This window comes from Arenibacter amylolyticus, from assembly GCF_002150785.1.
GTDB classification, from domain to species: Bacteria; Bacteroidota; Bacteroidia; order Flavobacteriales; family Flavobacteriaceae; genus Arenibacter; species Arenibacter amylolyticus.
Window position 1 is genome coordinate 51820 of the sequence record NZ_MTAZ01000016.1, and the last position, 22779, is coordinate 74598.

The 22779-nt window shown below is 42.3% G+C and carries 15 protein-coding genes; all 15 read right to left on the reverse strand.

Translation table 11 applies throughout. From position 1 onward, the window contains the following. Window positions 1-31: 31 nt before the first annotated feature. Window positions 32-1006: a cytochrome c oxidase subunit 3 gene (locus BV214_RS08215; protein ID WP_086477022.1), complete on the reverse strand. Its 975-nt coding sequence runs from the start codon at window positions 1004-1006 to the stop codon at window positions 32-34. 149 nt (window positions 1007-1155) lie between these two features. Beyond that, window positions 1156-1737, reverse strand: coding sequence for a cytochrome c oxidase subunit 3 (locus tag BV214_RS08220; protein ID WP_086477023.1), 582 nt, complete (start codon window positions 1735-1737; stop codon window positions 1156-1158). Window positions 1738-1741: 4 nt separating this feature from the next. Further along, on the reverse strand, window positions 1742-2641 hold the full coding sequence (gene cyoE, locus BV214_RS08225) for a heme o synthase (RefSeq protein ID WP_086477024.1): 900 nt from the start codon (window positions 2639-2641) through the stop codon (window positions 1742-1744). Window positions 2642-2942: 301 nt separating this feature from the next. Continuing rightward, window positions 2943-3647 carry an energy transducer TonB gene (locus BV214_RS08230; protein ID WP_086477025.1) on the reverse strand — a complete coding sequence of 235 codons (705 nt, stop codon included), beginning with the start codon at window positions 3645-3647 and terminating at the stop codon, window positions 2943-2945. A 219-nt stretch (window positions 3648-3866) separates the two neighbouring features. Further along, complete coding sequence (locus BV214_RS08235) at window positions 3867-4226, reverse strand: VanZ family protein (RefSeq protein ID WP_176328482.1); 360 nt, start codon at window positions 4224-4226, stop codon at window positions 3867-3869. Window positions 4227-4263: 37 nt separating this feature from the next. Beyond that, on the reverse strand, window positions 4264-4644 hold the full coding sequence (gene gcvH / locus BV214_RS08240; protein ID WP_086477027.1) for a glycine cleavage system protein GcvH: 381 nt from the start codon (window positions 4642-4644) through the stop codon (window positions 4264-4266). Between the two features lie 133 nt (window positions 4645-4777). Further along, entirely contained in the window at window positions 4778-11947 is a 7170-nt protein-coding gene (gene sov, locus BV214_RS08245; protein ID WP_394334926.1) for a T9SS outer membrane translocon Sov/SprA, read from the reverse strand. A 5-nt stretch (window positions 11948-11952) separates the two neighbouring features. Beyond that, complete coding sequence (gene ruvA / locus BV214_RS08250; RefSeq protein ID WP_086477028.1) at window positions 11953-12534, reverse strand: Holliday junction branch migration protein RuvA; 582 nt, start codon at window positions 12532-12534, stop codon at window positions 11953-11955. Between the two features lie 88 nt (window positions 12535-12622). Further along, the gene (locus BV214_RS08255; protein WP_086477029.1) at window positions 12623-14920 is read right to left on the reverse strand and encodes an NADP-dependent malic enzyme; all 2298 of its coding nucleotides are present in this window, start codon (window positions 14918-14920) and stop codon (window positions 12623-12625) included. Between the two features lie 303 nt (window positions 14921-15223). After that, window positions 15224-16147, reverse strand: a complete 924-nt coding sequence (gene queG, locus BV214_RS08260; protein WP_086477030.1) for a tRNA epoxyqueuosine(34) reductase QueG — start codon at window positions 16145-16147, stop codon at window positions 15224-15226. Between the two features lie 178 nt (window positions 16148-16325). Next, complete coding sequence (locus BV214_RS08265) at window positions 16326-16838, reverse strand: hypothetical protein (protein ID WP_086477031.1); 513 nt, start codon at window positions 16836-16838, stop codon at window positions 16326-16328. Between the two features lie 577 nt (window positions 16839-17415). After that, window positions 17416-18111 (reverse strand): hypothetical protein, encoded by a 696-nt coding sequence (locus BV214_RS08270; RefSeq protein WP_086477032.1) that lies wholly within the window; start codon window positions 18109-18111, stop codon window positions 17416-17418. A 187-nt stretch (window positions 18112-18298) separates the two neighbouring features. Further along, the gene (locus BV214_RS08275) at window positions 18299-19399 is read right to left on the reverse strand and encodes a nickel-binding protein (protein WP_086477033.1); all 1101 of its coding nucleotides are present in this window, start codon (window positions 19397-19399) and stop codon (window positions 18299-18301) included. A 281-nt stretch (window positions 19400-19680) separates the two neighbouring features. Further along, window positions 19681-20703, reverse strand: coding sequence for a Holliday junction branch migration DNA helicase RuvB (ruvB, locus tag BV214_RS08280; protein ID WP_086477034.1), 1023 nt, complete (start codon window positions 20701-20703; stop codon window positions 19681-19683). A 217-nt stretch (window positions 20704-20920) separates the two neighbouring features. Continuing rightward, a complete protein-coding gene (locus BV214_RS08285) occupies window positions 20921-22741 on the reverse strand; it encodes a cytochrome c oxidase subunit I (protein WP_086477035.1) in 1821 nt (606 codons plus the stop codon). Window positions 22742-22779 lie beyond the last annotated feature (38 nt).

The following is a 22779-nucleotide window of genomic DNA, read 5'->3' on the forward strand; positions in this document are numbered from 1 at the left end:
TCTTATGACAATTATAATTTTATCCGATTATCTACACCAAGTAGAAGAATGTAAATACGAATACCCAAACCAAATCCACAAAATGCCAGTAGAGTCCTACTTTCTCTACCATCTCGTAATGGCCTCGTTTCTCATAGGTACCCAACAGTACGTTAAAGAAAACGATTATATTCAGTATAATACCAACACTTACGTGAAACCCGTGGAATCCGGTAATAAAGAAGAATAGGTCGGCAAAAAGCCTGTTCCCGTACTCATTATGTATAAGATTGGCTCCTTCTACCACTCCTACAGTCTCATCTAGCTTTTTAAGACTTTCTTCCCTTGAGAGGACTGTTTTCTCGCCTCTTTCGTTAAGCTTTTCTACACGGACCACTACATTGGGATCTGCTTTCACCCCTTCGATTACCTCGTTAAGACTATAACTAGGCAACTCTTTCTCGCCGTAGTACCATACCCCATTTCTTCGTTCGTGATTTACACGCTCACTAGGAATGGTCTTAGCAAAGTCCTTAAGTGCCAAGCGCTCTCCGGTATCAGCAGCTTGAAACTGGATGATACGACCTCCTTTGGTTTCCAAAGCTCCGTAGTCACCTTTTATAAAGGTAGCCCACTCCCATGCTTGCGAACCAATAAATATAAGTCCACCAAGAACGGTAAGGAACATATACCAAGTTGTTTTCTTCTTCTGCATCTTATGCCCTGCATCAACTGCCAACACCATCGTAACAGAAGACATAATAAGAATGAAAGTCATGAACGCCACATAATACATGGGGTAACTTCCATGAAAGAATGGTACGTGGGTAAATACCTCATCGGCAATTATCCACGAATCAGCGAACTTAAACCTTGCAAAACCGTATGTCACAAGAAAACCCGCAAAGGTTAATGAATCAGAAACTATAAAGAACCAAATCATCATTTTGCCATAGCTAGCACCTAATGGTTTGTTCCCTCCGTCCCAAACGTTCTCCTCTGCAACCGTAGTAACCGTAGAATCCATATAAAAATTATCGTGTTAATAAAATTTTCACAAATTTACATTTTTTTCGGCTAAACCAAATTATTGCCATTCAAAAAAGGTTAAAAAAACACATTCTAAATAAGGCTTAGATCAAGCGCGCCGAACATCTTAAAAATAAGGCGTTTCCCCTATTCAACGAAATACATAAACAGGACCAAATATAACCAAAGAAAGTCCAAGAAATGCCAAAAAGTGGCTCCCAGTTCTAATCCAAGCATATTATCTGAAGAGTACTTCCCTTTAAAGTGATTGACTACCACCACCGAAAGACTAACAATCCCGGCCACCACGTGTACCACATGCACTGCTGCAATTAAGAACACATAGGACATCTTAATACTACTAGTAGGCCCGGTAAAATAGTATCCTTGTGCAATTATCTGGGAAAATCCATTGAATTGAAAAACAATAAATGCAATTCCCAACCCCAAGGTAAGCAACAAGTAATTGGAACACTGCTTGCGGTTATCCTTGGCAATTGCCTTTTTGGCCAACCAATAGGTGATACTACTTAAGATTATCACAATGGTACTACCTAAAAAAGCAGATGGCAGGGAAAGGTCGTGCAACCAATCTTCCCTAGAGCTACTAACAATATAGGCACTGGTCCAACCTGCAAACCCCATTACAAGGCTTACAATAGCAAACCAAAGCATCATCTTTCTTGCCCTTTCGTTCTTTACTTTATCTGTCCCTTTTGTTAAGTCCATCTTATTAAATAAATTTATCTATTACGTATACCAGCTGCATTAAAGTTATGTAACTAACACTGGCCAACATCAATTTACGTGCAGAGGCATTATCCCTTTTTTCATAGAGACGAAACGCGAAAAACAGCATCACCAGCCCCATTATAAAAATCAGCACCGCAGCACCTACGGATAGTTGCAAGCGCCCTGTAAACCCAAAGACTGGAATAATAGAGATCAGTATCATCCAAAGGGTATACATTATGATTTGCAAAGCGGTCCCCCGATCTTTTTTGCCAGTGGGCAACATCTTAAATCCGCCTTTCTTATAGTCGTCATCCAACATCCAGCCCAACGCCCAGAAATGGGGGAATTGCCAAAAGAATTGAATCATAAATAAGGTCCCTGGCTCAATTCCAAAATTATCGGTAGCAGCCACCCAACCAAGCATAAAGGGGATTGCCCCGGGAAAAGCACCAACAAAGACAGACAAAGGCGTCTTGGTCTTTAAGGGCGTATAAACGCTGGTATATAGGAAAATTGAAATTGCCCCAAACATAGCTGTCTTGGGGTTAAGGAAATAAAGGGTCACAATGCCTAGAATGGTAAGCGTTACTGCAATAGTCATGGCAGTTGCCACCGACATCCTTCCTGCAGGAATAGGCCTGTTTCTAGTACGCTTCATCAAGGCATCCAAGTCTCTCTCGATAACCTGATTATACGCATTTGAAGCTCCCACCATGCAATACCCCCCAAAGGCAAGTATTAAAATGGACACTAAGTTTACCTCAACGGCACCCAACATATATCCAGCAATGGAAGAAAAAACAACACTTACAGCCAGCCTAACCTTTGTAATTTCTTTAAAGTCAGAAAAATACATTGCAAAGGAAGCGCCTTTAACCGAACCAACCACCGTTTTCATCACCCTTTTATAATAAGTGCGCAAAGATACACTGCCTTCCATATTTTTGCAACCAATTAACAAGGTTTATTACAGGCTGTGCAGCCTATAGAACCTAATTCATTACAGTAAACAGGGAAGTAGCTACCTCAAGATGCTACCTCACTGGCCAACAGCAGGCTCACCGTGAAGGTTTAGGAGTAGGTCTAGAAAATACCATTTTGGATGGACTACCCATCAGAAAAATTCCGAAGAGAAACTAAAAAGCAAAAAAAAATCCCGGACCAAGGCCCGGGATGTCATTTATCTTAAATACTGTTAACTACTGCAACTTAAAAGTAATTGGGATACTAAAAGGCACACGTACAGCTCTACCTCTTTGCTTTCCAGGAGTCATTTTCGGTAATTTACCAATGATCCTAGCCGCTTCCTCCTCCAAGTTCTTATCCGGTCCTCTCATCCTTACATTACCGATACTACCGTCTTTTTGAATCACGAACATTACATTCACCCTACCTTGCACACCCATTTCCTGAGCGATTTCGGGGTAACGGAAGTTATCTCTAATATGCTTTTGCATCATGGAGTTAAAGCAAGCTCTCTTATCTTTTTCGTTCTCACAACCTGGAAAAACAGGAACATCCTCAATAACTGCGAAGGGAATATCCAATTCTTCTTCTACTTCCTCTACCTGTACGTCTTCTACTTCTATTACCTCTTCTTCCTGACTAGTTTCAGTAGACTCAATTACAGTTTCCTCCACTTCTTCCTCATCCTCAACAATCTCGATGATCTCTGGAGCTGCTGGTGGCGGCGGTGGCGGTGGTGTTTTTATTTGTTCAGTCATAGGAACTTCTTCATCCAACGTATCATCCACGTTCATAGTATAATCAAATTGATTGTCATCGTCATAGGTTTTCCATTCCAAGGCACCCCAAGTTAACAACAACACTATCACCAAACCAATAACGAAGTAAAGTCCGCTATTCCTTGTTAAATCCGCCTTTGGATTTTTTTTAAGTTCCATAGTTTTTAAGTTTAATGTTCGCTAATTTATATATTTATTTCATCTGTTTAAAATTTTTTCCAAAAAATAGGGAAAAAACTTTAAAACCCCTTCCAGGAGCGCCAAGTTTGCTATAGAATCCTATTAATGTAGCCAATACCACCAAACCCAATTGGGCGAAAGAATTATATACGTTTTAGCTGCCTCTTTGGAAACCGTCCACAAGGTATTCAAAAAATTTTACTTTTTCCACTTCAGGGAGGTATTCCCCGAAAAAATCAACTTTACCACTAGTCCTCCCAAAAGAGCCCCGGCAGTATTGGCCAGCACATCTAATATATCGCCTTGGCGATAGGTAGTAAACCACGCCTGAAGAACTTCAATAATTATGCCATAAAAAATTGCATAGCCCACAGCCCAACCTACGGTTTTATGAAGTGTATACCTTCCGTTAGTACGCTCCCAAATACACAGTGTCCCCAGAATAGTGGCTCCAAAATAAAATGCAAGATGCACTAATTTATCAAAGTGTGGTATTCTAATTACAGGGAGTACATGAGTACCACTAAAAGAAAATAAGCTGAGCAGTGTTACTAACACTATCCAGCTTATAAATGCAATGGTGAAAAAATATTTCTTAAGCACCCACTAATTCTTTGTAATCCGCATCGGACATCAACTCGTCTATCTCGGAAGCGTCACTAAATTTCACTTTTATGATCCACCCCGCCCCATAAGGGTCACTGTTTACAATTTCGGGCTCGTCTTCCAAGGATTCGTTAAAGGCAACTATCTCGCCACTTAAGGGAAGAAACAGGTCCGAAACGGTTTTAACGGCTTCTACTGATCCAAACACCTCGTCCTTATCCAAGGTCTCATCCAAGGTTTCCACCTCTACATATACAATATCGCCCAACTCTCCCTGCGCGAAATCCGTGATTCCTATTGTAGCGGTATCGCCCTCTATTTTAACCCACTCGTGGTCTTTGGTGTATTTTAATTCTGAAGGTACATTCATTATTTCTGATTGTTAAAAAAACAAATTTAAAAAGATTATCCGAAGCAAATCTATATTACGCATTTAAACTTTCCAATTAATACGGAATTTTTAACGCCTCCTACCCTACACCCTCACGCTTACAATGGTATCCTTAATTCCCGAAGTTGTAAATTAGGGTAAACCCAGTATTGATAGCCGTCTGGGGAAAAGCGGTAGAAACCGCAAACTTGGAAAAGGAATGATCGTAGAAAAATAGGGCGTTTAAGCTTTTGCTTAGAGCGTAATCTGCCCTAAACTTAACCGACATAATATTTTTCCCGGAGGTTATTTGATTGTTGTCTATATCCAAGTTCCTTATAATGGTAACATCGTCCCTAAGGGTAACATCTGCCTTTAGGTTTAGATCTCCTTTTAGTCGCTGTTGCTCTCCGCCAATATTGGTAACCAATTGTACATCCTTAAATCTATATCCCAGCCCTAGGGTATATTCCTTCCCAGTAATTTCTGTCATTAAATTATTATCAAAACTCAAGGACAAGGCCCTATCGGTTCTAATTTCGGCAAGGACACTCATGGAGTTTCGCATTTCAAAATCTACCTTCACCAACGGATTAAATTGATCCGTTAGCACTACGTTGTTCATAATGGTCTTCGGCAGGAAGTCTTGATTTTCTCTATTTATGGGCTCTAAGCCCTCATTCACCATTTGGGTACGCTCCAAATTGGTCTGAAAGGAGTTGATGCTATAGGCCGATCTATACCCGTGGGTTAAAGAGAAGCGATTAAATTTCTCCCTAAACCAAGCATTCCTCATGAGGCCTGTATATTTAATATTCCAATTGGGAATGGGCACATTCCTGAAAGCACCTAAATTTACTTTGTTGGCATCCTGCCCCGTATAGGCGGCAAAAAATGCTGGCAACAATACGTCTTGACTGGTTTTTCCGTATCGTTCTGGGAAGCCGTCCTCATCTACATTGCCCGTTTCGTGGTTTCGCTCGGCCACAATTCTATTGGCCACGGTTATACGGTTTTCTTTAAAGGTCTCAAAATTAGCAGAACCAAACTCGTCACTTTTATTGAATACCGTACCAATCATCAGGGTAGAAATACTAAAGCTCCCATAATTATTCCCCAAGAGGTTCACATATTCGAAGGCATTGTTTCCAAGGTCGGTCACTTTAAAACTTTCTTTATAGCTTTCAGAGAACTGTCTATCTGCCACTAGATCGATCGTTAAATCTCGCATAGGTTGTGCGGTAGCGGTAATATTCAACTGCCTATTGGTATTTTTCACATACTGCTGACTAAATTCCGGAAAGGTAGTTAACCATCCGTTCCTAGCCGCCTCAAAACGCACATCGGACTGATTCCCAAACACAAAACCTAAGCTAGGCTTTGCAGTCCCTATAAAACCGACCGACTGGGTATACCCTGGCAACACTTTCCCATTATTCTCGCTATAGGTAAGATTTATACGCTTTACCATAGTAAGCACATCCAAAAGGGCATCACTACCTCTTGCGGCGGATTTCTGGTCGTTACTTCCTGGGCCATTCCCAGCATTGGACAGGACACCCTGCTGCCTTGGGGGCGTTGCTCTATTTCTTCTTCCCAACCCAATAAAATCGTACAATTTCTGCATGCTTAGAGAGGTAGTTAGGTTATGGGTATTGGCATTTTGCACGGTATTTACATCCCCCCCTGCCACTTCGCGTATGGCATCGCCTCCTCGTTGCCAGTCAAAATTGCTGGTATAGGTGTATTGGGCATTAATAAAATCCAGGAAAGGAATCTTATTAAATGGAAGTTCATAGTTCAATTGCATTTCTTGGGAATGCCTGTTAGGCTCCCCAATATCAAAAAATCCGTCCCAAAGCCCCAAAGCGGGGTCTATCCCTGCATCCGGATTTCCATCTTCCGCAAAATAGTTGCGAACAATATTATTATTGGAGGCGGTAAGATTTAGTCGCAAGGATTTAGTGAGACTATAATTAATGGCATACTGCCAATTAAAAAGGTAGTTACGTTGTTGCAAGAACGGCAACTCTAGCTTTTCCACCCCAGGCTCAAATACATCCCTAAACTTCTGCTGATTAAAGGCCCTATTGATATTAGACTGAAGGGCTACACTTGCCGGTAGCACGTTTATATTTAGATCTTTCAGCCATTTCCAATACCTACTAGTAAATAAGGAGTCCTTTTTTGCAAAGGGCTCTACGGAAAGCGGGTTAAAATTATGGTTATACACAAAGCCGGTCACCACATTCTGGTCGTGCAATTCTGCAATCTCAAAATCGCGATGATTCACCTCGTTATAGGAGTAATTAAAGGTAAAGTTCTCTACATCGTAGAAACGGGATTCCGATTCTGGCGCCTTGTCTTTTCTAACCCCTATAAAATTAATACTGGTACGCTTTGTATAATCTTCTCCCTGTTGTTTTATAGCCTCGGCATCCTCAGCATTATCTGCAGCTGCAATTCTATCCTTTAGTTTTAAGTCGTCAAACACTGGGTCGAATTCTGGCGTAATCAGTTGCTCCGAAATACCGTAATTAAATGGCAATTGAAGCCCCCAGTTTCTTGGGAAGAGCTGGCCAAAATTAACATTGGTGACCATATCATAAGAAATGGCATCTTCTCTAGCACGCTCATTTGGCATTTGATCCAAGGCACCAAAGCCAGAGGTACTTTTGCTTCCTGTGGCAGAGAGGTTGGCAAAATCTGCCATATTCATATCGATTGCTGCTACGGCTGCCCATCCGCCGTTATTATCCAATCCGGCCAAGCGAAGCTCGTTAAACCAAACCTCCCCTCGGGCGGGCAGGTCATCATCGTTTTTAATACCCACCATCATACTGCGGATACTTCCCAAAGAGGGATTTCCACGAATCCCAATCCGTACCCTTCCTAGGGTTCGGGGATCAAATTCATTTACCTGAACCACTTCCCCATCTACCAATTCGTAGTAATTTACGGTTTGGAGGCTTTGGGAGGCAATACCTGCCGATTTTACTTTCGACAGATCGTCCAGAGCCAGGTCTAGCTGATTTACATCTGGCCATATTTCGGTGGCCGAACTTGTTCCAAAAGGGGTAAACTGCAAGGGCAGTTCTATTTGGTAGTAGTTCTGGGAAAGGTCGCTTCCTATCCTTAAAAATCCAACCAAGGGATGCTCATCATCGGCATAATCGGATTCCACAATCTCCTCGGCATGCATAAACATTTTTAATCGTTTGTACTGCCTAATATCTACGTTAATATTTTTAAAAACTCCTCTAGCGTCCTTAGGTTCCAAATTCTCTACCTTAAAGGACATAGACTGTTCGTTCTGTCTAATTATGGTATTGTTATTATTGAGTCGCTCCCTTTCTACCCCTGGCGGCAATACATAGGGAATAGGTGATCTATTGGCATTTTCCTCAATATTCACGGCATTCACATCTACCAGGGTCCCATCATTGGAGGGATCGGAATCTACTTCTGGTTGTAAGGATCGGGTATAGGTACGCCAATCCCCACGCACAAGGTCTAAGGTGGCGAAACGCAGAATTACATCACTAGAAAATCCGGTGAGGAACATCCGCATAAAACTGATGGACCTAAAGTCGCTTATCCCCCCTTTGGCATCGGTAAAATCCCGTAATGGAATTTTGTATTGTATCCAGCGCTCGTTCAAATTATTACCATTGGGCAGGGTACGGGTAACTCCTTCCTTTATATCCGTTACATAGGTGTCGTTAATAGTGGTTCCCGGCTTCACCTTAATGCGATATTCAAAATAGCTATTCACCGTATTCATGGTACCATCCCTATTAATATCCTCCACATCGGGCAAGGTAGTACTCCCCCTACTCTTATTGCCTAAACCTACTGGTGAATTCCCCTCGGGGTTATTGTAATTTAAATAGCGCTCTGGGATACTCCCCTCCCTATCCAGGAAATACTCATAATTATCTAAGGCAGGATCTTCTGGAGGTCCGTTATAGGAAATTCCACCCGCAAAGGTATAGGTTGCCTCCTCTTCATCGTTAAGGCCGTCTAGGCCCACATCCTGCTTTTTTCTATTGTTCTCGTCTGCATCAAAGGCATACACCAAAGACTGGGTAGCGGGCACCTTTCCCCAGGCAGTTTTATAGGTAAGGTCATTAGATTCTGGGTTTACCGGCAATCCATTCTCATATTGCTTTCTCCCATCGGGTAGAATATCCTCGGAAATATTTCCAAAATTGATCACCAGCTCCCCTGCACTGGTAGCTTTCCCATCTACATAAGGATCTAGTACCCAAAACTGTAGGTATTCCACATTAGACTGCTCAAAATTAGTACTGTTAAGGGGTCGCATTATTCCGCCCCACTTCTCCTCTGGCTGCGCTCCATCAAAATCGGGATGGGCATTGTAAGGCCCTTTTAATTGTGGGTAATAGGCCAGATCCAGGGTATTTTGGGCTAGGGTCTGCCCCTGCGGCACGTCTTGGTTAAAGATATCCTGAATATAGATTCGCCTAGTTTCATTGGTAGAAATATCGTCGTCCCTAATGCTCGATGGGCGCTGGTTACTATAAAAGATGGGGTCTATGGTATACCAGGCCAGTTTAGCCCTACCAAACCCAGATTCCATACTGTTATCCCCTGCCAAATATTCTACAGGCGGACTCGCCAAGGACCATCCCAGGAAGGAACGAATATCGATTAGGGATTGCGCCCCTTCAAAATCGTCCAAATAGGTAGTGGTTTCCCCTTGAAAATTGGCATTTTTGGGAGAATTGGGCTTTAAAAAGGCCACTTCGCCCCGGACCGATAGGTTAGAAGCCACATCGGTATCAATATTGGGAAGTTTATTCGCTAAGCGAGTAAGGAAGGGTACTTCGGTAGAGAAATTACTATTTAGCCCAAAGATGGTATTATTCACCGGTTCTACCCCGTAGTTGGATTTCTGTGTTAATGGTCTTTCATTCAGGTTTAACAAGGTACCGCCAAACATCAGGTTTTTATTGAACTGATGCTCCACATTCACCCCAGAAAAACGCCTCGTCTGTTGACCGAAAACGGCATTGTTCTCTACAGAAATATTAATGGGTGTATTGGAAGCTTCCAAGCTAGGGTCCAAAATCTGCACAGTTCCCGCCTGATAATTTACGGTATAGTCTATCCCTTCCTGTAGCTGTCTCCCACCTGCAGTTACTCGGACCGAACCTTGGGGAACGTTAAATGCCCCAATTGGGATACCACTTGCCCCTTGGGATTTATACCTTCCCTTTAGGATAAACTTATTCTTATCTGCATCTTGCTGTGCGGCTGCGGATGGCAGGGCGTACATATTCCTAAATACGTATTTCTTCTGATTGGCATTATACCCCTGGTCATTTTCTACCTCATAGGTTCCGCCTCCCAACAGCTTGAACAAGAATTCTCCGAAGGGCTCTACCTTGGTGAAGATTATATTTCCGGACTGTGGGTCGATGGTAATTCCTGGGACATAATCGAAGAATCCGTCGCCCCCAGGCTGAATGTCGTTGTAATTGTTTAGTCGGTCTAGATTAAACACCTCCAATAGTATTCGTTCCTCCAAAGCTTTGGGCGTTGTGGGCCACCCACTACCCGGACCCGATTCTACCGGAGTAATATAGTTCCTGGGAGTGGTTTCGTTATAGAGGATGTTAAATTTAAAGTCGTCCTGACTTAACTGGTAGGCCCCTGTAGCATAAATATTCTTCATCATAAGATCCCAGATAGGATCTTTTACATTGGTAATGTTACTTTTCAGCAACTTCAGGATCAAGGTATTATTATTTACAGGTACTTCGGCCCCTGGGGATACGGTAGTGGCATCTAAGCCGCCATTGGCAAATTCCCCTACCTGATACACCTCTCCATTATAGGTGTACTGAAATGCCACACCCAACACCTCGTCGTTACTAAGTCGCTGATTAAGGGATAGGTATCCCAGTTGGGGATTAAAAGTAAAATCCCTGCCTTGCTCCAATTTACGGGCATTTTCCAAGATAGCGTAATCAAAACCTTGGTTTACGGTGTATCCAGGAACGTTGAAGCCGCTTTTTACGGTAGCAATATCCCTTACATTCTGATTTAAGGCCCCTCCGTTTCCAATGAGTCCGGGGTCATAATCGTTGGCAGCGTTGCGTGGTAAGTTCCCAGCAGCCGATGGGTTAAAGAACCCTGCGGGATCTCCGTTATTGTTTCCAATACGCGTTCTATCGCTTAAGATTTCCCCCAAATCCTGAATTGCCACCACATTTCTAATATTCAGGGTTTGCTGACTTCTATTGGTTACCCATACTTCTAGCCTGGTAATCTGCACCTGACTTCGGATATAAGGATAGTTTTCCAAGGCGGCATCATAGTTATCCCTAAAATAATGAGCTAAGAAAAAGTGTCTATCGGCATCGTAATCTTGCGCCCTCAGTTCAAATTCGTTTACGGCACCGCCTCCTTGCGCCACCACGGTATTGCTTTGGGAACGTTGCTCGGAAAATACTCCCGTTACGGTTGTCTTTCCAAATTGCAGTTGTGTTTTCACCCCAAATAGGCTCTGTGCTCCGGTAATTAAGGAGCTGTTAAGCGGCATGCTTACATTACCCACTTCTATTTTCTGGAGGATATCATCTTCGGAGGGTGTATAATCTAACTTTACCAGGTTTTGAAAATCGAAAGTAGCCTCGGTATCGTAATTAGCGGTAACCTGCAAGCGCTCTCCAATTTTACCGAGCATACTAAGGCTGATGCGCTGGTCAAAATCGAAGGAAAGATTGGTACGGTTTCGCGGAGATAGGGAAGGATTGTCATTCTTCTGCCAAATAACCCCTAGATCCATAGCTACAGAACCTTGTGGAATCACCTCTATGGTATTCCCTCCAAATACACTTTCAAAAAAACTATTGTTTACATAAAAATTGGGGAGCAAGTTCTTCCTAGCCGCTTCGGAACCTTCTTTTTTTCCGGAATAGGCGTCTATTTTCTCCTTAAAATAGGCTTTCATCCCCTCACGGCGGGCCAATTCCATGTATTGTTCGGGGGTAAGGATAATGGGATAGGTAATATCATAATCGCCCACGCTCACCGTGTAAATATAGCGATCTAACTGAGGGTCATAGGTATATTTGGAGACGATGCTATCTGGATTTTCCATCACCAGTTTTCCCAGAGCAACCCCGGTTTTAAGGGAATCTACCTCTTGCGCACCGCTTTCCTCTGCGCCCCTATCCTGGGCCAAGGTATTAAAGCCTAGCCCAACTAGAAACACAAATAGTAAGAAATCCCTTAATTTGGATATGAGATAATGTACTGCCCCCTTTTTCAAATTTGCTACAAATTTTTAAGCGCAAATTTTATGATATCTTCTACGCTTAGTCCAGGATCTTGACGTATTACCTTGTCCACCACCTTCTCTGCCTGCTTGCGAACAAATCCAAGAACCTCTAAAGCTGATAACGCCTCATCTTTATTTGTATTGTTTGATGGTAGGGAAAGTTCATCAATATCATAGATTTTCAAGATTTTGTCCTTGAGATCCAATATTACCCGTTGGGATGTCTTGGCCCCGATCCCTTTTACCCCTTGAATGGTTTTGGCATCTCCAGCAGCAATGGCATCCCTAATTTGGGAGGGTGTTAGGGAAGACAACATGGTCCTTGCCGTAGCAGCACCAATTCCCGAAACCGTCATCAACAGTCTAAAGATTTCCCGTTCGGATTTTTCGGCAAAACCAAACAAGGTATGGGCATCTTCCTTCACTTGTAAATGGGTAAATACTTGCACGTTTTCCGCGTCTCCAATTTTAGAAAACGTATGTAGGGATATGTTCACAAAATATCCTACTCCTGCGCATTCAATAACCAAGTAGGTTGGGTTTTTCTCTACTAATTTTCCACGTAAATGGGTAATCATAGGTTGGTGTGGTTTAATACTAGTTTACAAAAGGGGCACCAAAACATGGAACCCCATTAGTTTTTTCTATAAAATGGTTACAAGGAGCTTATACCTTAGAAGCCCTAGCAATTCTTCTTTTCTCCCTTTCCTGCGCATCGAGTACTGCAACTGCGGTCATATTCACCATTTCATCTACACTGGCTCCTAATTGCAGGATATGGACAGACCTTCTAAGCCCTACCATTATTGGCCCTATGGAGTCGGCCTGATTTAACTCCTTCAGCAATTTATAGGTAATATTTGCCGATTCTAAGTTAGGGAAGATCAGGGTATTTACCTTTTTCGCTGCAATTTTGGAGAATGGGAAATTCTCCTGATGCAATTCCTTGTTCAGGGCAAAATCTGTTTGTATCTCACCATCTACCTGTAAGTCTGGATTGTTGGTATGGAGAATTTTTACTGCCTCCCTAACCTTTAAGGCATGGGGATGTGTAGAGGAACCAAAATTAGCATAAGACAGCAAGGCCATCACGGGTGTAAACCCAAAGGTGGAGGCCACATTGGCCGTCATTTGGGCAATTTCGGCAAGCTCCTCGGCATTGGGGTCTATATTGATAGAGGTATCTGCCAAAAACATGGGACCTCTTTCGGTAATCATGATATTGACCGTAGATACCTTTTTTACCTTGGATGCTCTTCCTATCACCTCAAAAACAGGCTTTACCACAGTAGGATAGGCGCGAGAATAGCCCGAAATCATTCCATCTGCATCACCCACCAATACCATCATGGATCCAAAGTAATTACGCTCCCGCATTTTCCTTTCGGCACTGTATAAACTTACCCCGCTACGCTGTCTATTTTCAAAGAACTGCTGTGCATAGCGACTCCTCTTTTCGGCTGTCCCATCGCATCGTGGGTCTATGATCTCAATATCTGCATCAAATTCGAGTTCCTTTTTCAGCTCTTCTATAACCTTTTTGTTCCCTAACAGAATGGGGATAGCCATTCCTTCATCGTGGGCTATTTGGGCGGCTTTTAGCACATTCAAATGATCTGCCTCTGCAAACACAATTTTCTTGGGTGCAACTTTCGCACGATCGTGCAATTGCCTTACCACTTTATTATCGTTACCAGAGCGCTGCCATAGTTCTTCCTTGTACCTATCCCAATCTTCAATAGGGGCTTTTGCCACCCCACTATCCATAGCCGCTTTTGCCACTGCTGGTGGAATTTCGGTAATCAGTCTAGGGTCAAAAGGTTTTGGAATAATATAATCCTTCCCAAAGGTCAGCCTTGTTAAACCATAGGTAATATTCACCTGTTCTGGTACGGTTTCTTCGGTAAGCTCTGCCAGGGCGGTTACTGCTGCCATCTTCATAGCCTCATTAATCTTGGTGGCTCTTACATCTAGCGCACCTCTAAAAATAAAGGGGAATCCAAGTACATTGTTTACCTGGTTGGGATAGTCAGACCTACCGGTCGCCATAATAACATCATCCCTTGTGCTTAGTGCAAGGTTGTAATCTATCTCCGGATTTGGGTTAGACATAGCAAACACAATGGGGTCTTTTGCCATAGACAAAAGCATTTCTGGACTCAGGATATCAGCTTTAGAAAGACCGATAAAAACTTCGGCATCTACCATAGCCTCTTCCAAGGTATTTATTTGGCGATCGGTCGCAAATTCCAATTTCTCCCCGGAAAGATTGGGACGGTCCTTGCGGATTACTCCCTTACTATCCAACATCACAATATTTTGGTCCTTTGCACCAAACGCCTTGTATAAACGGGTACAAGAAACAGCTGCTGCTCCCGCGCCACTCACTACAATACGGACTTCCTCCATTTTTTTGCCAGTAAGTTTTAAGGCGTTAATTAAGGCCGCTGCAGAAATGATAGCCGTTCCGTGCTGATCATCGTGCATAATAGGAATATCCAATTCTTCTTTTAGCCTACGCTCTATCTCGAAAGCTTCCGGGGCTTTTATATCCTCTAGATTGATCCCACCAAAGGTAGGCGAGATAATTTTCACCGTCTCAACAAACTTATCTACGTCGGTGGTATCCAATTCGATATCGATACTATCGATATCGGCAAAAATCTTAAACAAGAGGCTTTTCCCTTCCATTACCGGTTTAGAGGCTTCCGGACCAATATCACCCAAGCCCAACACGGCGGTTCCGTTGGAGATTACCGCCACCAAATTTCCTTTGGCAGTATATTTATAGGCATTTTCCTTATCCTTGGCAATTTCCAAACAAGGTTCTGCAACCCCGGGAGAATATGCTAAGCCTAGATCCCGTTGGGTTGAATAAGGCTTTGTAGGTACAATCTTTATCTTTCCTGGTTGGGGTTTTGCGTGATACACTAATGCTTCACGTCTGGTTCTTTGCTTACTCATTGGTTCATTTTTGAACAACAAAGTTAAGAGTATTTTTAAACTAAACGGATATAAAAATGATTCGTCGGCGGATTGAAGGCTTATAAAAAGGGTCGAAGCTGTTCTGGGGTAAATCGCCCAAAACCTCACCGTCCTAAAGAGGCCTCCTTCAATTCCCAAAGAGAGCAAAATAGCTAAACCACTTATTTAAAGCCCCCTAACTAAATCCCATAGCACGGATGGGCTCCTAAACCAGTCATCAAGTGTTATCCCTTACTATCATTGTTCCCTTTTGGGTGTATGTACGCCCTCTGAATAGTGAGCTTACTTCTTTAAAAAGTCTATATTTCTTTTAAGGCCAGTGTATTTAGTTCGTTTTACGGCCGATTTCTGGAATACCTTTCTAAAGACCTCCTCGGTAATTTCTTCCCAATCCTTTTTGGTCATGGAGAGCAATTCTGGCTTTGGGTTAAACAAGGGTTCTTGGTGGGGTTTGGAGAAACGGTTCCAAGGACAGACATCCTGACAAACATCACATCCAAACATCCACTCGTCAAATTTCCCCTGAAACTCAGATGGAAGTTCATCTTTTAGCTCAATGGTAAAATAGGAGATACACTTACTACCGTCTACCACATAGGGAGCTACAATGGCCTGGGTAGGACAGGCATCCAAACAGGCGGTACAGGTACCGCAGTGGTCGGCAACCCGGGAATCGTATTCCAATTCCAAGTCTATGATCAATTCGGCAATAAAATAAAAGGACCCCACTTGTTGGGTTAACAGGTTACTGTTCTTTCCAATCCAACCCAAGCCACTTTTTGCCGCCCAGGCTTTATCCAATACGGGGGCAGAGTCTACAAATGCCCTACCGTGGACCTCGCCAATCTCCTCGGTTATAAAGTGATGCAATTGTTTTAATTTCGATTTTATTACATGGTGGTAATCCTGGCCGTATGCGTATTTGGAAATTTTATAAGTGCCCTCCACCTGCGTTTCCTCGGGATAATAATTGAGCAATAGGGAGACCACCGATTTTGACCCTTCTACTAATTTGGTAGGATCTAAGCGTTTATCAAAATGATTTTCCATGTACCCCATTTCCCCGTTCATATTGTTTTGAAGCCATTTTTCCAATCTAGGGGCTTCCTCCTCCAAAAATTCTGCTTTGGAAATTCCGCAGGATAGGAAACCAAGACGCTTGGCTTCATCTTTTATCAGTTGGGAGTATTTTTGTTTAACAGACATGAGCCAATTTTACTTATTACCTCCTTCTTCCGCCTAGTCCCAGACCACAGGAAGGTAAATTATTCGCTAAGGTACAAATCCCGTTGGCAACTAGGCACTCCTTAGCCTGCTTCCTTTTACAAAAAAGATTCCGTTGAATACAGCATCCACGGAATCCCAACTTATAATTCAATTATTTTCACATGGACATATGAACTTTCATCGTTTTACGATTACCGTCTTTTCCCAATCTAATTTTAAACATTTTCCTCACATTTTTGCTTCTCTCGTAGGCTACGATATACTTAGAATAATTCGCAATCCATCCAGAATGATTTCTACTTATGTCTACCAAAACAGGATGCGGAAGTCTTACATTTTCATATACTTCATAGGCATCCACAATATTCCCTTTCCCATTGAAAGTTGCGATAACCCTCCCCCCATTTTGTTTAAACTCCACTATGTAGCCATCTATATTATCCTCGTAAACCTCAGAATCCTTTACATTGTACCTAGCAACTGCATTTTCCAAAATTTTTGCAGGTAGCGGAGTAGATCCGTCTTGAACTTTTTGAAGATATTCACTGTTTATAATAGGGGATACCGTAACTCCCGTAAGAGTCACCTCTTCGAACATTTGTTTTACTTTTTGGGAATATCCCAAACTGGCAATGCCAAACAACATAATGCCAATAACTAATTTTTTCATAATACCAATACTTTAAGATTCATCAAATTGGAGAATTCAAGAAACACATGGTTTCGAGCAATATATTTTTCCGCGCAGAATGTATATAGGCCAATCTTCATTATTAGCCAATAGAATTTACTAAGACAAACTCTAAAGCACTGCCACAAAAATGTTGATTTATGGTACAAAAAGGTCAAAGGAATCCCTGTATTTGGTGGAAGGTAATGGGGAGCAACGAGCATACATTTAAAGGTTTTCAGACAGCATCTACATAAGTTTTAAGGAAGTAGCACACCTGAGACTATGGCAAGTTTGCCTTGCTTATCTATACACGTACCCCATGGGGTCCCTAATGGAAATACAAAAGCACCATAGACAGAGCGAATTAGGCACAAACAGGAATTGGCAATCCTAGGAGAAACCTTCCCCAGACATTGCCAATTCCTTAAAGATCCAGGTCTACGCCCACTAATCCCAATATTGGATAAGCAACGGACCTAATAATTGCTCCATCCTACCAGTGGCTACCACCGCAGCAAAAAAGCAAGGCGAACACTATTGATTAGGGCTGCGGGAAGTAATCCATTTGTTTGGTTTAGTATCCGGGAGGATGTATAGCAGCAGCGATATCTGCACACTCACCAACTACATTTGGATACACCGAAAAAGGCGGGTACAATATAGGATTATCGCAACCTCCTTCATAAGAACCAATTTGCTCATTGACCAAACCAGGGACTTTGGGGCCATGAGTTCTTAGAACCACATGAACTTCAGCTGTAAGGGCATTTCCCAGCTGTAGGCCACCTGCTGGTGGAAGCCCAAAAAATTCTTGGTTTATAGACTCTGAGTTGTCTCCCTCTTTTAAATGGGCCGAAAAATTACCTTTTCCGTTTTTCCCTACCACATGTCCCGCTGCATAGAGTACATCTACCGCCACATTTGCGGCGTTAGCAAAATCCGTCTCATTACAGGCTCCGGGTATGGCGCAATTTTCGGGTTGATTCCAAATAACCCACCAAATTGTATAGGCCCCGGGTATTAGGCCTTCTACTTTAAAGTTAACGGTAATGCCATTATTATTTCTATGCAAAGTAGAAATCCCAGAAATATTTGTCCCAGGGATAGGACTACCAATCATTGCCGTAGATTTCATGGAAGCTTTTGCTGAAACTCCCTCTAAAAATTCAATATCTTCCGGTATGGGATCCACATTCAAGACAGATTCGGATGTACAGGAAATGGTTACCATCCACAGAACCATCAATCCTTTTAAAATTACTTTTTTCATGGTGATTTAATTAAGGTTAAAAAACAATCATCGCATCAAGAAACCAAAAGTTTCGAGTAGTATATGCCTTAGCGCATCGGACACATAGGCTAATCTTTTATACTTAGCCAATTAAAACTACTAAGTACCACCATGAAATTCTGGTACAAAAAGACTATTTAATGGTAAAAAACGGTCACAAAACACCTTACGAATGAAGGTAGGCCCTGGGTTTTACCCCATATCGTTTATGAAAACATTTGGTGAAGTAAGAGGGACTATTGAAGCCACAACCATAGCCAACCTGCGAAATATTCTCCTTGGATTCCCTTAACATCTTTAGTGCATTTCTCAGTCGGAATTCCTGCAGCAGTCTTTTTACGGATCTCCCGGTTGCATTGACCGATTTTCGATATAACTGTGACTTGCTAACGGATAGCTCCTTACCTATATCCCTCAATTCGAAATGGGGGTTTTGCCAATGTCGACTAAATACCTCGCCTAAATCCGATAAAAACCGTTCATTGGAGGATGAAAGAAACTGTAAGTTTTTCATATTTACCTTGAACCTCTCGCTAGACGACTTCAGTAATTTCTTCACCCTATTGGATGCTACAATTGAATCTTTTTTTTCCATGCAGTTCATGATGCTCAATAACTGTAGTGTATTTCCGAATATTTCTGGATGGTTATCCACTGGATTGCCTGCATGAATACTTACATTTAAATTGAGTACCTGGGCATCATCACCTAGAATATCCTGTAGTTCCAAACTACAAATAACCGCGGGAACTACTGAGACAAAGGACACCACACATTCCTGCCCCTGGCTTCCTGCCACCACCCCATGATGGCTCTCAAAACAAATATTGATAACCCTATGGTATTTGGCAAGTAATGTGGCAGCCCGTTGTTCTCCCATTTTATGTGCCAATTGCACCTTGTCATCGACCCCAACCTGAACAATTATTCGAAGGGCGGTCTCACTGAACACCTTTACTTTTTGATCGATTAAATAATCGACGATTTCTGGATCATTCAAACGACCTAAAAATGCTTTTACAACCCGTTCATCTACTTCTATAATTTCCTCTGGATATTGTAAATGTGCGTTCCAATGCATTTTTGCGACCGCACTCTTATCCGGCGCTTCTATTAAGCAGTACGAATTACCTCTTGTCACATCCAGCCAATAGGTAAGACACCTACAGTTAAATCGGTCTTGAACCGCTAAGTCCTTTTGATGGGCTTTAGCTAGCATTTCGGGAGTTATCCCCTGTCCTACATGTAGATCCATATAGATTGGCATTGTGAAGTGTCTTAAAACATCCCGGTTCAGGGGTGTTGTTTCTGTTAGCAGCCAATCAAAAGCAAAATACCGCGAAACAGTATTTTATAAGCAATAGAGGAACGGTGGAATGCCATTACCTTTAATATAGACTTGCTTAAAGATACGGGAAATCTAAGTGCAAAATTGTTAAATTTACTATTTTTTAAAAGCCAAACACCCAATTATCAACGGACAATAGCTCTAAAGAAGGCTACAACTTGTCCAGTTAGCATTCAACTAATTCCACTATTCGGAGCCTCTTAAAACAATCCTGTCTGTGTACTCCCTTTAATCTTCCCCAAGTGTTTATAGGCCAATTCTGTAACCTCTCGTCCCCTAGGGGTACGCATAATAAAGCCTTGTTGAATTAAAAATGGCTCGTATACTTCCTCTATGGTCTCTGCACTTTCGGACACAGCCGTAGCCAAGGTGGTTATCCCTACGGGCCCACCCTTAAACTTATCAATGATGGTTGCCAATATCTTATTATCCATTTCATCTAAGCCATGGGCATCTACATTAAGGGCTTTTAATCCAAATTTAGAAATTTCGATATCTATGCTTCCATTTCCTTTTATCTGGGCAAAATCGCGCACCCTTCTAAGCAATGCATTACAAATTCTTGGCGTTCCCCTACTTCTACCCGCTATTTCAATGGCTGCTTCCATACTAATGGGGACTTTTAAAATCTGGGCACTACGCGCTACAATCGTAGAAAGAAGTTCGGTAGAATAGTATTGCAATCGGCTTTGAATTCCGAAACGGGCACGCATTGGCGATGTCAATAGTCCGGAACGTGTGGTTGCCCCGATAAGGGTAAAGGGGTTAAGATTAATCTGTACCGACCTGGCATTGGGTCCAGATTCAATCATTATATCTATCTTATAATCTTCCATTGCAGAGTAGAGATATTCTTCCACAATGGGGCTTAAACGGTGAATTTCATCTATGAAAAGCACATCCCTTTCATTGAGGTTGGTCAACAATCCCGCTAAGTCGCCCGGTTTATCCAATACAGGGCCAGAGGTGATCTTAATCCCCACCCCTAACTCATTGGCAAGGATATGGGCCAAAGTGGTTTTACCGAGCCCTGGAGGCCCGTGAAACAAGGTATGGTCCAGTGCTTCGTCCCTACGGTTGGCTGCTTCTACAAATACCTTTAAATTTTCCAATACCTGTTCCTGACCCGTAAAGTCATCAAAGGTTACGGGGCGCAAGGCTCTGTCTATATCCAATTCCTCTGGACTGAATCCATCTGTGGTGGGATCTAAATTCTCATTCATACTTCAAAGATAATGGAATTCGCGTTTCCTTGGATCAATATAGGCCAAATCTCTATGATGTCTTTAGCCTCCCTCTAAATACACCTAAAAGAGCGACTAGTACTCCTTCCTTTAAACTACCGGTGAAGGAGGAATAAAAAACATAATGGCAGTAAAAATTAAGGCATAAAAAAAGTCCATCTTTCGATGGACTTCCTTTTAATACATTGAAGGTGGCTTAATGTTCCAATTCTTCTTCGCCCTCGAACAAAGGAACGTTTTGTGGAACATAATCCTGGGAAGCTATTATATACTCCCCATTATCGTGAGTTTTACTATAATCGTACGGCCATCTGTATACCTGTGGAATTGCTCCAGGCCAGTTTCCGTGAATATGCTCAACTGGCGTAGTCCACTCTAAGGTAGTTGCTTGCCATGGGTTCACGGTAGCTTTTACTCCGTAGAACATACTTTTTATAAAGTTAAAAGCAAAAACCAATTGCACCAAAGCAGCTACGATAGCAAATACGGTCATTAATACCTGTACATCTGCCAAGTCGTCGAACATTGGGAAGGCGGTATTCTCGTAGTATCTACGTGGTACCCCTGCCATACCCACAAAGTGCATTGGGAAAAAGACCCCATACGAACAAACTGCGGTTACCCAGAAATGAACATAGCCTAAGTTTTTGTTCATCATTCTACCAAACATCTTTGGGAACCAGTGATAGATACCTGCAAACATTCCATAAAGGGCAGATATACCCATTACCAAGTGGAAGTGAGCTACCACGAAGTAAGTATCGTGCACGTTAATATCCAAGGTACTATCCCCTAAGATAATTCCAGTTAGTCCCCCAGAAATAAAGGTAGAAACCATTCCGATAGAGAACAACATGGCGGGGTTAAATTGGATATTCCCTTTCCAGAGGGTCGTAATCCAGTTAAAGGCTTTTACTGCTGATGGAATTGCGATCAACAAGGTGGTAAAGGTAAATACCGACCCCAAGAACGGGTTCATTCCAGAAACGAACATATGGTGACCCCAAACAATGGTAGATAGGAATGCAATGGCCAAAATAGAGGCAATCATCGCACGGTATCCAAAGATTGGTTTACGGGCATTCACCGCCAACACTTCAGATACGATACCCATTGCAGGTAGAATTACAATATATACTTCTGGGTGACCCAAGAACCAGAACAAATGCTCATACAATACTGGAGATCCACCTTGGTAATGCAATACTTCTCCTTGGATAAAAATATCCGAAAGGAAGAAAGAGGTACCAAAACTTCTATCCATAATTAGCAACAGGGCTGCTGATAATAATACTGGGAAAGAAACTACCCCAATAATTGCAGTTACAAAAAAGGACCATACCGTTAGTGGCATTCTAGTCATAGACATTCCTTTTGTTCTCATGTTAAGTACGGTAACAATATAGTTCAAAGAACCAAGTAGCGATTGTACAATAAAGAAGAACATGGATACCAGCCATAGCGTCATCCCCAGACCAGAACCTGGTTGTGACATAGGCAGTGCACTCAGCGGCGGATACACCGTCCAACCTGCTGCTGCTGGCCCTGATTCTACGAACAAGGAACAAAGCATAATTATACAGGCAAGGAAGAATATCCAGAAAGACAACATATTCAGGAATCCTGAGGCCATATCCCTAGCACCAATCTGCAATGGAATAAGCAAGTTACTGAACGTACCACTAAGTCCGGCCGTTAACAAGAAGAATACCATAAGGGTACCGTGAATGGTTACCAAAGCCAAATAGACATCGGCATCCATGACACCACCTGGTGCCCATTTCCCCAATATAGCCTCAAAAATACCGAAAGACTCTCCTGGCCAGGCAATTTGCATTCTAAACAGTATAGACATCAAGATCCCCAATGCCCCCATAAACAAACCTGTAATCAGGTATTGTTTGGCGATCATCTTATGATCCTGACTAAAAATATATTTGGTCACAAAGGTTTCTTTGTGGTGGTGTCCGTGATCATCCGAATGACCTTCTACATGTGCGTTAGCTGTTACAGACATAGTTGTAAATTTATATTTTTTTAACGTTATTAATTAGT

Bases quoted from the DNA above. Each gene is read 5' to 3' on its own strand.
- BV214_RS08215 (WP_086477022.1), bottom strand. From the start codon at position 1,006: ATGGATTCTACGGTTACTACGGTTGCAGAGGAGAACGTTTGGGACGGA.
- BV214_RS08220 (WP_086477023.1), bottom strand. From the start codon at position 1,737: ATGGACTTAACAAAAGGGACAGATAAAGTAAAGAACGAAAGGGCAAGA.
- cyoE (WP_086477024.1), bottom strand. From the start codon at position 2,641: ATGAAAACGGTGGTTGGTTCGGTTAAAGGCGCTTCCTTTGCAATGTAT.
- BV214_RS08230 (WP_086477025.1), bottom strand. From the start codon at position 3,647: ATGGAACTTAAAAAAAATCCAAAGGCGGATTTAACAAGGAATAGCGGA.
- gcvH (WP_086477027.1), bottom strand. From the start codon at position 4,644: ATGAATGTACCTTCAGAATTAAAATACACCAAAGACCACGAGTGGGTT.
- ruvA (WP_086477028.1), bottom strand. From the start codon at position 12,534: ATGATTACCCATTTACGTGGAAAATTAGTAGAGAAAAACCCAACCTAC.
- BV214_RS08255 (WP_086477029.1), bottom strand. From the start codon at position 14,920: ATGAGTAAGCAAAGAACCAGACGTGAAGCATTAGTGTATCACGCAAAA.
- queG (WP_086477030.1), bottom strand. From the start codon at position 16,147: ATGTCTGTTAAACAAAAATACTCCCAACTGATAAAAGATGAAGCCAAG.
- BV214_RS08265 (WP_086477031.1), bottom strand. From the start codon at position 16,838: ATGAAAAAATTAGTTATTGGCATTATGTTGTTTGGCATTGCCAGTTTG.
- BV214_RS08270 (WP_086477032.1), bottom strand. From the start codon at position 18,111: ATGAAAAAAGTAATTTTAAAAGGATTGATGGTTCTGTGGATGGTAACC.
- BV214_RS08275 (WP_086477033.1), bottom strand. From the start codon at position 19,399: ATGCCAATCTATATGGATCTACATGTAGGACAGGGGATAACTCCCGAA.
- ruvB (WP_086477034.1), bottom strand. From the start codon at position 20,703: ATGAATGAGAATTTAGATCCCACCACAGATGGATTCAGTCCAGAGGAA.
- BV214_RS08285 (WP_086477035.1), bottom strand. From the start codon at position 22,741: ATGTCTGTAACAGCTAACGCACATGTAGAAGGTCATTCGGATGATCAC.